General features: G+C 31.2%; 11 protein-coding genes. 3 read left to right on the forward strand and 8 right to left on the reverse strand.

Going from position 1 to position 13,488, the window contains the following annotated elements; all coding sequences use genetic code 11:
* Nucleotides 1–62: 62 nt before the first annotated feature.
* Nucleotides 63–485, forward strand: a complete 423-nt coding sequence (locus EV195_RS05825) for a secondary thiamine-phosphate synthase enzyme YjbQ (protein ID WP_132793880.1) — start codon at nt 63–65, stop codon at nt 483–485.
* A gap of 70 nt (nt 486–555) precedes the next feature.
* Here the strand turns inward: EV195_RS05825 and EV195_RS05830 are convergent, their stop codons facing one another.
* The 5 genes from EV195_RS05830 to EV195_RS05850 all read right to left on the reverse strand — a co-directional run bounded on the left by EV195_RS05830 (nt 556) and on the right by EV195_RS05850 (nt 9,613).
* Nucleotides 556–5,409, reverse strand: coding sequence for a DNA repair ATPase (locus tag EV195_RS05830; protein WP_132793882.1), 4,854 nt, complete (start codon nt 5,407–5,409; stop codon nt 556–558).
* 134 nt (nt 5,410–5,543) lie between these two features.
* Nucleotides 5,544–7,613 carry a flotillin family protein gene (locus EV195_RS05835; protein WP_132793884.1) on the reverse strand — a complete coding sequence of 690 codons (2,070 nt, stop codon included), beginning with the start codon at nt 7,611–7,613 and terminating at the stop codon, nt 5,544–5,546.
* Nucleotides 7,614–7,656: 43 nt separating this feature from the next.
* Nucleotides 7,657–8,415, reverse strand: coding sequence for an OB-fold-containig protein (locus EV195_RS05840; RefSeq protein ID WP_132793886.1), 759 nt, complete (start codon nt 8,413–8,415; stop codon nt 7,657–7,659).
* Nucleotides 8,416–8,506: 91 nt separating this feature from the next.
* On the reverse strand, nt 8,507–9,211 hold the full coding sequence (locus EV195_RS05845; protein ID WP_132793887.1) for a PspA/IM30 family protein: 705 nt from the start codon (nt 9,209–9,211) through the stop codon (nt 8,507–8,509).
* A gap of 6 nt (nt 9,212–9,217) precedes the next feature.
* The gene (locus EV195_RS05850; RefSeq protein ID WP_132793889.1) at nt 9,218–9,613 is read right to left on the reverse strand and encodes a type III secretion system chaperone family protein; all 396 of its coding nucleotides are present in this window, start codon (nt 9,611–9,613) and stop codon (nt 9,218–9,220) included.
* Between the two features lie 223 nt (nt 9,614–9,836).
* Here EV195_RS05850 and EV195_RS05855 point away from each other — a divergent pair, with 223 nt between their 5' ends.
* Nucleotides 9,837–10,592 (forward strand): helix-turn-helix domain-containing protein, encoded by a 756-nt coding sequence (locus EV195_RS05855; protein ID WP_132793891.1) that lies wholly within the window; start codon nt 9,837–9,839, stop codon nt 10,590–10,592.
* Here the strand turns inward: EV195_RS05855 and EV195_RS05860 are convergent.
* The gene (locus tag EV195_RS05860; protein WP_132793893.1) at nt 10,589–11,020 is read right to left on the reverse strand and encodes a DUF7738 domain-containing protein; all 432 of its coding nucleotides are present in this window, start codon (nt 11,018–11,020) and stop codon (nt 10,589–10,591) included. The genes EV195_RS05855 and EV195_RS05860 overlap by 4 nt on opposite strands.
* 187 nt (nt 11,021–11,207) lie before the next feature.
* Between EV195_RS05860 and EV195_RS05865 the strand changes: the two genes are divergently transcribed.
* Nucleotides 11,208–12,509, forward strand: a complete 1,302-nt coding sequence (locus EV195_RS05865) for an NAD(P)/FAD-dependent oxidoreductase (RefSeq protein ID WP_132793894.1) — start codon at nt 11,208–11,210, stop codon at nt 12,507–12,509.
* A gap of 49 nt (nt 12,510–12,558) precedes the next feature.
* Here the strand turns inward: EV195_RS05865 and EV195_RS05870 are convergent, their stop codons facing one another.
* Together EV195_RS05870 and EV195_RS05875 are read right to left on the reverse strand one after the other, a co-directional pair.
* Nucleotides 12,559–12,912, reverse strand: a complete 354-nt coding sequence (locus tag EV195_RS05870) for a hypothetical protein (RefSeq protein ID WP_132793896.1) — start codon at nt 12,910–12,912, stop codon at nt 12,559–12,561.
* A gap of 95 nt (nt 12,913–13,007) precedes the next feature.
* Nucleotides 13,008–13,484, reverse strand: coding sequence for a DUF6428 family protein (locus tag EV195_RS05875; RefSeq protein WP_132793898.1), 477 nt, complete (start codon nt 13,482–13,484; stop codon nt 13,008–13,010).
* Between the last annotated feature and the right edge of the window lie 4 nt (nt 13,485–13,488).

Below are 13,488 nucleotides of genomic sequence, written 5' to 3' on the forward strand. Positions count from 1 at the left end.
TTTAAGTTGAATATATTCAAACCAGTTATACGATTGTATGACTGGTTTTTTATTTTTATAAAATGAAATTTTACCAGAAAGAAATTAATTTACCTCAGTTTAAAAGAGGATATCATTTAATTACGCATCTTTTAGAGGATGCAATTCCCGAACTAGAAAATATTTCAATTGGACAGTTTCAAGCTTTTATTAAACATACTTCAGCAAGTTTAACTATCAATGAAAATGCGGATCCAACTGTGCGTATGGATTTTGAAACACACATTAATAAAATGATTCCTGAGAATATGCCCTATTATAAGCACGACTATGAAGGTTCAGATGATATGCCAGCACATATTAAATCTTCGATGCTGGGTTGTCAAGTGTCAATTCCTATTACAAATGGAAAGTTAAATCTTGGAACATGGCAAGGAATTTATTTAGGTGAGCACAGAAATTATGGAGGAAATAGAAAAGTTGTAATTACTGTTTTTGGAGAGTAAGAGGAATTTTTAGAGTATAAAAAAAGCAATTGTATAACAATTGCTTTTGTCTATTTTATGAAATTATATTTTACTTTTCTAATCCTTTTTGTAGTGCTTCTTTAATACCTTCTAAGTTTTCAGAGAAAGCCATCATCTGACTTAATATTTGTGCCATTTCATTCTTGTCTCCAAAGCCTTTCAGTTTATTATTTTTTAAGAAGATTTCTTTAATACTATTCCAGCGAGCACTTTCCTCCTCTGAAAGTTTATTTATCAGTTCTTTGTATTTTAATAAGTTTCCTTCGGCTGCAGAGGTTAAAGTTTGTGATTCACTTTCGTAATGAGATAATAACAATCGTTGTAATTCGTCATTGTTCATAATAGGAACAATTTTCGCTACTAATTTATTCATGTCACGATACGATCCTTGCAGTTTAAAAGAAGGTTCAGTTCTATATTGATCTTCCATTGCAGCAGATTGAATATAAGCTTGATTTACTTTTAAAACTGTATCGCGAACCGTAATTACTTTCTCTAAAACAGATGTGTAATCTTGAATTTCTTGTTTCGTATGATTTCCTTTTAAATCAACATCACCAGTATTATTCTCAACTTTATCTATTAAAGAATATACATCTTCAAAATATTTACTGCTTAATTGGTGTAAAACAGGATTTGAAGTTAACGAGTTTTCTATTAAACTTAACTTGAATAAATGAGCTGTATCTCCAATAATATCTCCTAAATTGTAAATATCTGCACGGTTCGCTAACATATCAGGTATTTGGAAACGATCTCCACTTTCTGTATATGGATTTCCAGCCATGATTACGCTGAATTTCTTGCCACGTAAGTCGTAGGTTTTAGGTTTTCCGTTAAAAACACCTTCAACTTTACGAGTTCCATCAGATAATGAAATGAACTTTTGTAAAAACTCAGGATTACAGTGTTGTATATCGTCTAAATACAACATCACATTGTCGCCCATTTCAAAAGCCAAATTCAACTTTTTTAGTTCTTCTCTTGAGGCTGAATTATTAGCAGACATTGGATCTACAGAAGTTACGTCATGACCAATGGCAGGACCATTAATTTTCATGAACACCAAACCTAATCGATTTGATATATATTCCATTAAAGTGGTTTTACCGTAACCAGGAGGGGAAATTAATAGCAACATTCCCATTCTGTCGGTACGTTTATTGTCACCAACTGTTCCAAGTTGTTTAGCTAAATTATCTCCGATTAAAGGAAAGTAAACTTGATCAATTAATTTATTTCTAACAAAAGAAGACAGCACTCTAGGTTTAAATTCTTCTAGCTTTAAATCTTCTTTTAATTGCTCAGTAACTTCTTGTTTCGCTTCTTTATATTGAATGTAATTCGGTACTTCTACAGAAACGAAATGTTCATGTTTTTGAATAAATTCATGGTAATTAAACTCATAAATCCCTTCATTAATTGAGTTATGGTCTCCTTTTAGATTTTCAATTTTTTCTATCGGGTGAACTGCTTTAATTTCAGTTTTTGATTCGTTTTGAAATAATGATATACAAACAATTTCATCAATATAGACAATAGCTTCTTTCTTTTTAGATGAGAGAAATGAAGAAACCCACTGTTTAGCTAAATTGATTTTATTGGTATAACTTTCAATTTTATCAATTCCACTCCTAAACTTATGATAAGCATCTTGTTTTTTTAAGGTCTTTATAAAATCTTCTTTCAAACTAACGGCATCCGCACTTAATTGGAATGTATTATTTGCTTTCAGTTCATCAAATAAATAATAAGCAATTTGAGTAGATAATTCACTTTTAAAGAGTTTAGAGTTATCTGCAAAAACGGAGATAGTTTCACTCAAGCTGTCTATAATAAACGAATACGATTCACTGTTAGGGAAGACGCTTAGTACTTCTCCAGAAGCTTTTATGTTTGAGTTAAGTACTGTTTGTTGTTCTTCTTCTAAAGAATTCCAAAAATACTGTGCATACGCTCTTATAGTAGGAGAGAAGGTGAGTAATCCTAACTCATGGTGTTTATGTACTAACGTGTGTAAAATTTGACTCGCATCTACGTCATGAACTCCTTTTACGTATCCTTCAGAGTATAAATTACTACTTTCTTTTTGTACAACTTCAAGTAGTTGTTCTACCGTTTTATTTAGTAATTCAGTTTCTGGTTTGCTCTTGAAAATTTTATAAGCAAGATAAGCTGCTCTGTATACATCAGTGTTTTCTGAAACTAATTCCTGATTCCAATATTTTTTTGATTGTAGCAAGACTTTATTGTCAATAGTATCGTAAAAATCAGTACCTGTTAAATGATAATAGAGCTCTTCGTTTTTATAAACAATTGTTAAGTCGAGCGCTTGTTTGTTTACTCCGAATTTATGTTTTCCAAGTTTGATGATATTTTCACCATCTTCATATAACTCTTGCTTATCTTTTAGTTTTCTTAAAGCATCTTCTTTAGCAACTTTTAATTGAGTTTCTATGGCTTCTGCTTTTCCAGCATCATCTAATTCTTTTAATTGATTAACAATATCTCTTACTTTGTTAATCATTAAATCAGCGGCAAAATAACCATTGATATCTTCTACAGAATCGAAACTCTGGGCTTTTTTTGCAATTCCTTTTAAAATTCTCTCAGATGCAGTTTGAAGAGCAACCGCTTTTTTATTTCTTTTTTCAATTAAGTTGTTCTTTCTTGCATCAAAAGCAGCGTGAATTTCCTCACGTTTTTCAATAATTTGACCTATGAATTCTTCAAAATCCGCAAATTTACCTTCTAGTTCTTCTAGTTGAATCGCCGTTTTAGTTAAGAACTCATCACATTTATCTGGCGTTGTAGCCATATCAATGTAATTGATAATACTTTGATCAATTAACTTTAACTGAGCGACGAAATCAGCTTTAGCTTCAGAGCTTCCAAGGCTTTTTATTTTGTTTTTTATTCCTGCTTTTAACTGGTTTAGTGTTGCAAAAATGAGCGAAATATTATCAATTATTTTTGTCGATTGAGAGGTATCTTCGATCTCAAGATTTGAAACGATATCAATTAACATTTCTAAATCAGCAGTAATTTGATTAACTTCTTTTTCAAGAGCTTTTGCATCGACTACTTTTTTAATTTCAGGTAACGCTTTTTCTTTTTCTGAAACTCTTTGGTGATAAGGAGCTAGTGCCTTGTCATTTAGTAAAAATTGAACACAGCGTTTCGAAATTAAGTTGTTTTGCTCTGCAACTTGTTCTTCTAATGCTTCTAAATGTTCTTTTTGAATATATCGGACATCATGTAAGCTAATTACTTCACCACGTAAACTTCTAAGTTGACTTAGTAATCCAACAAAATCATCAATAGATTTAAAAGAAGTACTTCTTATTTTACTAAAAAGCTCATCAGATTTTTTATTGATTTCTTGAGTAGCTTTTTCAGCTTGTTTTTTTAATTGAACTACTTTTTCAAATTCTTCAATAGCAGCATTTGCTGCTTCATTTATTTGACGTATTGGTTCGTTTAATTGATGCGTTTCTTCTTCCGGAAGCCAATAATAGGTGTCGTTTATATCTTTCGATATTTTAGCAATGTCATTGTATAAACCAGTATAATTATCCTCTTTATTTAAAAGGTTAATCAGCTCATGACATTCGGCCATGGCTTTTACAATGTCTTTATTACCAATTTTATATAGTAAACTATCTGTATGTTGAGATGGCATAAAACTTCCTTTTAAATAAGGAGTTTGCCAAATTTGAACTACATGATGTTTTGTTTGTTCGTTTTCAGTTCGGAAATAACACAATTCACCATTTTCAAGTAAGGTAAATCCGTTACAGATAATAGGCGTTTTTACTTCCTGTTCAATAATGTTGTACGACATTAAAATATACAATCCACGAATAGTAGCGTAAAATACATACAAGAAATCTTCACCATTAGGAGAGCTAATTTTCTTCTGAAATTTTACTTCTTTAACATCACTTTCGAAAATTTTATGCTCACCTGTTTGTAAATAGTACCCGTTTGGAAAAATAATTCCGTGTCCGTCTGGAAGTTGAACAGCCGTATCTTTTATACTGTCAATTCTTTGGACTTCCTGTAATTTATGGTTATATACAAAATAACGGGGAGCTTCCTGAAATGGTTTAATTTCTAAAGTGGTTAAATTACCTAAATCTCCATATCTAAATTGGCCATCATCTAAAGTTTGATCTATATGTTCAACAGGCTCAGATAAGATTCCTTTTCCGTCGTCTGTATTGTCTTCAATTTTAATGGTTAAATCGCCTCCAATGGTTTCAACAAAAACTTTATCAAGGACTGAAATATGAGAGTGTACTCCGTAACGATGCATGTCTCGAGTAACTTCTTGCCACTGGAATTCGTGTTGCGTAGGAAATTTATATTCATGCTCACTTCTGTTATCAACATATTGAAGTGAGTTATCATTGATTAACCATTTAAAGGTTTTAATGTCATTGGTGTTTTCGCTAAGTTGAAAAACCATATGTAGGTAATTACCTACAATAGCGAACTTAGAAAATATAGTTTTACGATAGTACTTGTAAAGATTAGTAAAATCATTTATAAAAACATCGTCATGTATTAAATCGAGTGTTTGTAAATGGAAGTGATTTTCTTTGAATTCATAAACACTAAATACATCTGATAATTTAATGTCTGTACGTAACCCAAAGTGTACATTATATCCAAAAATTGAAGTATTCCCAAAAGAAACAATATCTCTGGCAATACAGTTGTTTTCGGTATTTATTCTGTCGTTAGCAATTAATTTGGTTTCTATAGTACCAAAAACATGTTTTCTAGCATCGTTCAGCTTATGTAATCTGTCTTGTAGTTCTTGCTTTTGTTTTTGCAATCTACCTTGAATGATTTCATAAGTTCCTCCGTCTAATTGTTGATTGTTTTGGTTTTCCATATATTTTTTAGCGTCTGGATTGTTAGATGTAAGGAACGAAAGATGTTCCTGAAAAAAAATGAAATTGAGTGAAATACACCCAAAACAAAAAGAAAAGAGTCTAGTCTTTTGAGCTAGACTCTTCTATTAAATTATTAAGATAATTTCTTGTCAGATAATCCTAATCCTTTAGCAAGGTTGAAAAGATTACTGAATAATCCTTCTTCATCTGTAGTATTAGCTCTGTCTTTTAAATCCATTAAAAGGTTAGCTACCGTTAGGTTTTTTATATCTTCTGAAGAGATCCCGTACTTAGTAGCAAAATCTTTAACTTTTTCTAATAAGTTTCCTTTTACATCATCACTTCCTAAGATAGCATCTTTTACATCTTGAATGTTATTACTATGCTGCACTAATCTATCGATTCCTTTAGCTTTGGTAATTTGTCCAATAATTTGATCAAAGAACATTGTCTCTCCACCAACGATATCGATATTAGCAGCTCTTAACGCATCACCAATAACTTGTGCTTGAGCATCTGCAATATCTTTTTGGATTTGAATTTGAGCTAAGTCTACTTTTAATTCTTTCTCTAAACGTAACTTAAATTCTTCGTGCTCTTTACCAACACCGTCAAGCTTCTTCATAGCTTCAGCTTTTTCTTCGATTCCAACGGCATCTGCAATAGCTTTTTCTTTAATAACTTGAGCTTCTGCTAAACCTTCTTCTCTAACAGCCTCCGCTTTAGCTAAAATACCAGCAGCTTCTGCTTTTGCTTTTTTCTCGATAATTGTAGCTTCTACTAATCCTTGACGCTCATTAGCATCTGCTTTAGCATGCATTACTTGAGCTTCAGACATACCAATAGTCGCTTCTTCTTTAGCTTTAGCTTCAGCTAACGTTTTACGAGCCTCAGCTTCTTTTTCACTAGCTTCTTTTTGAGCTTGTGCTTCAATATTGATTTCTTCAGCCTTTTGTTTAGCTGCTTCTTTTTCTGCTTCTGCTTGCTTAATTCTTTTGATTAAAGATTCTTCCGCTTCCGCCTCAGCAACTGTAATTTTCACTTGCTTCTCACGGTCTGCAGTTTTAAACGCTTCAATATCTTTCATGTTTTCGCGCTCTTCAACCACACCTTTTTCTAACATTACACGATCACGAATAACATCTTGAATGTTTTTCTTTTCTACTTCAACAACTTTGTCTTTCTCAATTTGAGCTAATGTTACAATTCTTTCACGTTCAGTAGCTTCTAACATTCTGTCTTTTTCAACTCTTTCGATTTCTACAGCTTCTGTACGTAGTTTATTTTTCTCAGCAACAATTACTTGGCGTTGCTTGTTTTCTTCTGCAACTTGAACCTTCTCTTCAGTTGCAATTCTAGCTGTTTCTGATTTTAAACGTTCTTCTTCTGCAACTTTTAGTGTTTCTGCTTCTTCACGAGCTTTGATGTTAGCAATTTCGCGTTTTTGTTGCTCTTCTTTTTCAGCTAATTGTTTGTCTAATTCTAAAATAGCCTCACGAGCTTCAACATCTTGTTTACGAATAATTTTTTCTTCGTCTCTTTTGATGAGGTTAGCTTGAATATTTTGAGCAGCTGTTAGTTCTGTAATTTTTTTGATACCCTCTGCATCTAGAATATTGTCAGGCTTTAAAAAAGTTACTGGAGTTTGTTCTAAGTAATCAATTGCGCAGTCCTCTAATGTATATCCATTTAAATCTGTTCCAATAATATCTACAATTTCATCTCTAAATTCACGTCTTGCTTCATATAATTGAACAAAGTCGAATTTCTTACCTACTGTTTTTAAAGCTTCCGAAAATTTTGCTTCAAATAATTCTTCAAGAGTTTCAATATCAGAGGCTCTTTCACAACCAATGGTTTGTGCTACCATTTTTATAAATTCTACCTCGTTATTTACGCGAACAAAGAAAGCTACTTTAATATCTGCACGCATATTGTCTTTACATACGAGCCCATCATCTCCAATACGTTCAATTTGAATTTTCTTTACTGAGATGTCCATAATTTCCACCCTATGGAAAACAGGAACTACGTACATTCCTCTGTCTGTTGCAACTTTTGTTCCTTTGAAACCAGTTCGCACTAACGCTTCACCCTGTGGAACTTTTTTGTAGAACATTGCTATTATAGCGAAGTATACGATAACAATGAATAGGACAATACCAAGTCCGATACTTAATAATTGAATGATAGAATCTGTCATAGTAATTAATTAGTTTTTGTTGATTTTTTTTATAATTTACTAGTTAAAAATTTATATCTATGCTATCTGTAAAATACTCTTGAGCATAGTAATAAAGTTTGTTTTTACTTTGTTTGATGATTAAGATTTGAGATTTATAATTTATTTTTTTTCCATCTAACGATTTTATGTTAATATTTAGAGTGTTTCCATCAGCTTTAATTTCAGCTCTTCCTAATTTATCTTCAGATATTGTTGATAAACTTATCCCTTTTCTTCCTGCAATTTCGGTTGCAGAATCTCCATCTTGATTTAGGTTTCGAAAAAAATTTTTAAAAGGAGATGTAAATACTTTTGTTGCTAATAAAGAAGGGAAAAAACCTGCTATCATCAGAATAAATCCAAATGTGTTATCATAGCTGTTTGTAACAGTTGTTATAATTGTTGTTGTGAGCCACCAAATAAAGATCCATATTGTAAATGTAAACATGAAAGGTAGACCAACAAAATTGAAGTAAATAAGCAAAACTTGCCACCATTTTAATGGTTTTCTTCTTTTTCCAACAATATCTTCTTTGTTAACTTCGGTGTTTGCGACATCATGGAAATCTATATCACTACCTTCTAGTCCAGTACCAATATTAGAATCTACATCTATGTCAACATCGGCATCGATATCTACATCTAAGTCAACGTCAATATCCATGTCTAGATCAAAATCGATTCCAGATATCATGGTAATAAGCCAATAAGTTAGAAGGATAATAAGAAGTATTGTCAGAGTTATGTTAACATCAGAAAATACAATATCGGTTAATGTCATAGCTTGTTTATTTTTGGGGTGCAAATTATGAATTACGGATATGATTTAAAAATAATATTTTAATAATTATCAATCCGTAATTCGTTATTGATTAATCATTTAATCCCATTTCTTTTTTTAAAGCCGCTAAATCGTCATCAGCTGATTGCTCAGTTGTATTAGTAAGTTCGTCTAATTTTTGTTCAAATGTTTTGTTTTCTTTAGCAATGTTACCATAAGCGTCAGCTAATGCTTCTTCTTGTTCGATTTTACTTTTCATTCTTTCTAACATAGCAACTGTACTTGAACTATCAATTTCAGCCATTTCCTTGTTAAGGCTTTTAGTAGCTTTAGCAACTTTATGGCGAGCTTTTAAAGTTCTTAATTCGTTTTCCCATTTCTTTAAAGAATTTTTAATCTCTTGAACGGAACTTTCAAGTTTTGCAACTGATTCATCAAAGCTTTCAGATTCGCTTTTAGCATTTTCTAATTGCTGATTTGTTTCTTCTTTTCTAACTAAAGCTTGTTTTGCTAATTTGTCAGCTTCTTCAATAGCTATTTCTCCATTTTTAGCTTTTGTTAGTATGAGCATTGCTTTTTGTTGATAGTCGTTTGCCTTAGAAGAAAATTCTTCCACGTCATTTTTAGCTCGAATAGCTAATGCTTTAACTTGTGCTAAAGATTCTAACGATTTTTCCAAATCAATTTTTAAATCCCGAATACCTTGTTCGGTCATTTTAATAGGATCTTCCATGCTGTCTAGTGCAGCATTTGCTTCAGCTTGTCCTATTTTAAATAATCTTTTAAATAAGTTCATAGTATTTTAATATTTTGAAAATTCTATAATTTCATTCGAATATTCACTAAGTAATAAACTCAGAGAGTTTAAAGTAGCTTCTAATTCGTTAATGTCTAAGTTTTCTAATTGTAAAGTGTCTCTAAAAATAACACGTTCTCCTTTTTCATCGAGTACAAAAGCACCGTGAATTATGTCTCTGTTTTTTTGAAGTAATGCCTTAAACATAGCTTCATTTGGCTTTTTTACTTTGAATATAAATTGTTCTACAATCAAAATTGGATACGCCACTCCGATGATTAGGTTTTTAATTCCAAAATTTTCTTTTTCAATAACAAAAATCCCCTCAGGTTCGATTTCTTTACGTATTGTAAAGTTGAGTTCTAATAAATAATTCTTGGTTTTTTCAAAATGAATGTTCATTAGCAATTAGTATAGTTTAATAGTTGTTACATCAGTTTGTTAAGCAAAAAAAGATTTTACAATCATTATTGCACAATGTAAAGTTAATAGAATCATAGTTAATTGGTTTTTTTAGTTAGTGTTACTTTTTCTAGAAAAATTAGCAATATTCATTTTTATTAGCTAATATTGTTAGTGTAAATATACAAATAAAAATTAAAATTGCAAATAAAATTAGCAAATCATGTCTTTTTTTGGGAGAAACATAAAGAAAATTAGAGGAGTTAAGGGATTAAGTCAAAAAGCTTTTGCCGAGTTATTTGATTTAAAAAGAGCTACTTTAGGGGCTTATGAGGAGGGTAGAAGTGAACCTAGAATTGAAACGATAATTAAAATTGCTAATTATTTTAGCATTACTATAGATAGTTTGCTAACCTCTGATTTAACTGTAAATGAATTATTACGTTTTAAGGATGATTTATTGTTAAGTGATGAGTTGGAAGAAAAAGAACAGATGTTATCCATAAAATATGTTTCAGAGAAAAATATAAGTTCTTATACAGGGTATTTTGACAATGATGCGTTTTTAAATGATTTACCAGAAATTAGTTTGCCTATAGAATCTGAAAAATTAGTCAGAGCTTTTACGGTTACTAACTTGGAAATGACAGATCATGATAAAGGTTTATACCCAAAGGATGTTGTTATTGCTGAGCAAATAGCTCAAGAAGATTTTGACAACTTCGGTAATGGAGAAATTGTAATAGCGGTACTAGAAAAAGAAATTGTAGTGCGAAAAATTTATTTTGTCGCAGACAACGTAATTCTAAAAGCAGCACATAAAAATATAGAAGAAAGAATTTTTCCGAAAGCTTCAATCAAAGAATTGTGGCATGCAAAATTTTCTTTCATTCGTCGTTTACCAGAAGTGGGGGATGATGTTGAGAATAAATTATTGTTCTTAGAGAGAGAGTTGCTAAAACTTAAAAATAACAGTTAAACCTTATAATCGTTATTTACACCAATACTAAAACCAAAGCGAGTTTCATTTTCACTACCTAATCTGTGGATAGCGATTTTACCTAAGCCTATTTTACTAAACTCATTAAAAGTAATGTCATCTTCCTCAAGAAACAATTTACCAGAAAAGCTTTTTTGAGGCACATATTCACTCGGGTTGTTTGTACCTTGATAAACTCTCAAAGATACTATTTGGTTATTGTCGTTTACACTACATAAAAAACCATATTCATCCCATATTAAATATTCATTACTAGAGCTGATCTTTCTAGTAGGTTCACCAAAAACGGCAAGTAAATCAGAATCCTTACAAGGAAAATCTAACAAGTACTCATTTATTTTTAGATAATCCGTAGCACAATTTATAGTAAATTCTTTCTGTTTCTTTTTCTTAAAAAACTTAAGCATAACGTTTTAAAAAAATCTTTTTTCAAGAGTAAAGCTATAAAATTAAATGATTTATTAAATAGGAAAAACATGTTTTTTACAAACAAAAGATAACTACAACGTTTTTTGTTCATTATTAATTAAATAAACTTTACAAGTTATATGTATTAGCTCTTTTGTAAATTTGTATTCCTAAAATTTAAGGTCTATGAACATACCTCAAACCAGTTTTCCAAGAGTAGTTATTATTGGAGGAGGTTTTGCTGGATTAGCTGCAGCTAAAGGATTAGAGAGAGAAGAGCTACAAGTAGTTCTTATAGATAAGCATAATTACCATACATTTCAACCATTATTATATCAAGTAGCAACCGGAGGTTTAGAGCCAGATAGTATAGCTTTTCCATTACGAAAGCGTTTTAATGATATCGATAATTTTTACTTCCGTCTTGCCGAAGTAAGAAGTATAGATGCAGAGCGAAAGCTAATACACTCATCTATTGGAAGTCTAGATTATGATTATTTAGTTATCGCTACAGGTTCGACAACAAATTTCTTCGGAAACACCAATATTGAAAAGTTTACGATGGAAATGAAATCAATTCCACAGTCGCTCAATATTAGAAGTTTAATATTAGAGAATTTCGAAGAAGCTTTATTGACTTCTGACTTAGAGGAAAGAAGAAAGTTAATGAATTTCGTGATTGTAGGTGGAGGTCCAACAGGTGTTGAGTTAGCAGGAGCTTTAGCTGAAATGAAAAAAGGAATTCTACCTAAAGATTATCCTGATTTAGATATCCGTATGATGAAAATCAATCTTATACAAAGTTCAGATTGTATTTTAAAAGGAATGAGTGAAAAAGCTTCTAAAAAAGCAGAGGATTTTCTGATAAAATTAGGAGTTGATGTATGGAAAAATTTAAGAGTTTTAAATTATGATGGAGAAACAGTTTCTACAAACGGTGAAGATCATTTTAAATCTTCTACGGTAATTTGGGCAGCTGGCGTTAAAGGAGAGTACGTAAAAGGTTTAAATGCTGAATGTGTTATTGAAAGAGCCGCACGATATAAAGTAGATAGTTTTAATAGGGTTACTCCTCACACAAATATTTTTGCTATTGGTGATGTTGCCTGTATGGAAACAGAAAATTTTCCTAAAGGACATCCAATGATGGCGCAACCTGCCATACAACAAGGAAGACTACTTGCTAAGAACATTTTAGCAGAGTTAAAAGGGAAACAGTTAAAGCCTTTTAAATACAATGATAAAGGAGCTATGGCTACTATTGGTAGAAATAAAGCAGTTGTTGATTTACCTAAATGGAAATTTCAAGGAGTTTTTGCATGGTTTGTTTGGATGTTTGTACACCTATTCTCTTTGATTGGATTTAGAAATAAAGCTGTTGTATTTCTAAACTGGGTGTATAATTATGTTCGTTTCGATAGAGAAACTCGTTTAATTATTAGGCCTTTTAAAAAAAGAAATGAATATTCTTTTGAAAATGAGACATAAAAAAAACACCTTTTAAAAGGTGCTTTTTTTAATTTATAAGTTAATTTACTTAATCTCTATTGGTAGAGGTAGTTTTAACTTCATTATTCTGGTCAATAATTATTTCATAATCAGAACAGAAGTCCATTTCAACCACTTCAACTACTTCTTCATTGCTTTTTAATACAATAGTGTATGTAATTTCACCAGGAGCATAACTTCTATATTCAGAAGCCTTCCCAGGTTCAATATTATTGATGTTTTCAGTATTACCTCCAGAGGTTTTAATTTGAACACTAACATCATCTGTTCCCATATTTGATACTCTAGCTCTTGGGTTCTCATTATCACATTCAGAACAAGATGATAAAACCGTAAGGGAAATAAAAAAGGATAAAGCAATGAACTTTTTAAACGTTTTCATGTTTGCTATTTAGGGGTTATTCGGCTGCGAATATAGTTTTTTTTAAGCAAAAACAAGAAAAACAAAGGTTTAGTGACGCTTAACTAGGGTTGAAGTTAACAACATCCAGAACCCGGTTCGCAAGATGTGCCTTGACTTTGTAAACTAGAAAGACGAATTTTTGGTTTTTGTTGTGGAGAAATCCCACACTGATCTTGCGCTAAACAGGCAGTAGCAGTATTGGTTAATAAAAAAGATTTTCCATCAAAGTCTAAACCATATTTTCCAATTGTTGTTTCTCCTTGGTACTCTATCTCAATTTCAACATCTTTTAAATTCAGCGTTTTTTCTGATAGTTCAATAATGTGAACTAATTTTTCAGGATGTAATCTGTGATTATAATCATCGGCATTCCAAAGTTGAAAATTAATACGTTCTTCTTTTCTTAACACGCCGCCACAATCAATAAAGTGCTTGCTTACTTTTCCAACTTCTGTTACATGGAAATGTTCTGGAACTAAATCTCCATTCGGTAACTGAAAAGCTATAGTTGTTAATTGACTTAAATGTTGTTTTATTTCTGATAATTTCATAATT

This window comes from Tenacibaculum skagerrakense, from assembly GCF_004345825.1.
Classification (GTDB): Bacteria; Bacteroidota; Bacteroidia; order Flavobacteriales; family Flavobacteriaceae; genus Polaribacter; species Polaribacter skagerrakensis.

Excerpts from the sequence above, each read along its gene's own strand:
- EV195_RS05845 (WP_132793887.1), bottom strand. The coding sequence starts at position 9,211 with ATGAACTTATTTAAAAGATTATTTAAAATAGGACAAGCTGAAGCAAAT.
- EV195_RS05825 (WP_132793880.1), top strand. The coding sequence starts at position 63 with ATGAAATTTTACCAGAAAGAAATTAATTTACCTCAGTTTAAAAGAGGA.
- EV195_RS05860 (WP_132793893.1), bottom strand. The coding sequence starts at position 11,020 with ATGCTTAAGTTTTTTAAGAAAAAGAAACAGAAAGAATTTACTATAAAT.
- EV195_RS05835 (WP_132793884.1), bottom strand. The coding sequence starts at position 7,613 with ATGACAGATTCTATCATTCAATTATTAAGTATCGGACTTGGTATTGTC.
- EV195_RS05850 (WP_132793889.1), bottom strand. The coding sequence starts at position 9,613 with ATGAACATTCATTTTGAAAAAACCAAGAATTATTTATTAGAACTCAAC.
- EV195_RS05840 (WP_132793886.1), bottom strand. The coding sequence starts at position 8,415 with ATGACATTAACCGATATTGTATTTTCTGATGTTAACATAACTCTGACA.
- EV195_RS05865 (WP_132793894.1), top strand. The coding sequence starts at position 11,208 with ATGAACATACCTCAAACCAGTTTTCCAAGAGTAGTTATTATTGGAGGA.
- EV195_RS05875 (WP_132793898.1), bottom strand. The coding sequence starts at position 13,484 with ATGAAATTATCAGAAATAAAACAACATTTAAGTCAATTAACAACTATA.
- EV195_RS05855 (WP_132793891.1), top strand. The coding sequence starts at position 9,837 with ATGTCTTTTTTTGGGAGAAACATAAAGAAAATTAGAGGAGTTAAGGGA.
- EV195_RS05870 (WP_132793896.1), bottom strand. The coding sequence starts at position 12,912 with ATGAAAACGTTTAAAAAGTTCATTGCTTTATCCTTTTTTATTTCCCTT.
- EV195_RS05830 (WP_132793882.1), bottom strand. The coding sequence starts at position 5,409 with ATGGAAAACCAAAACAATCAACAATTAGACGGAGGAACTTATGAAATC.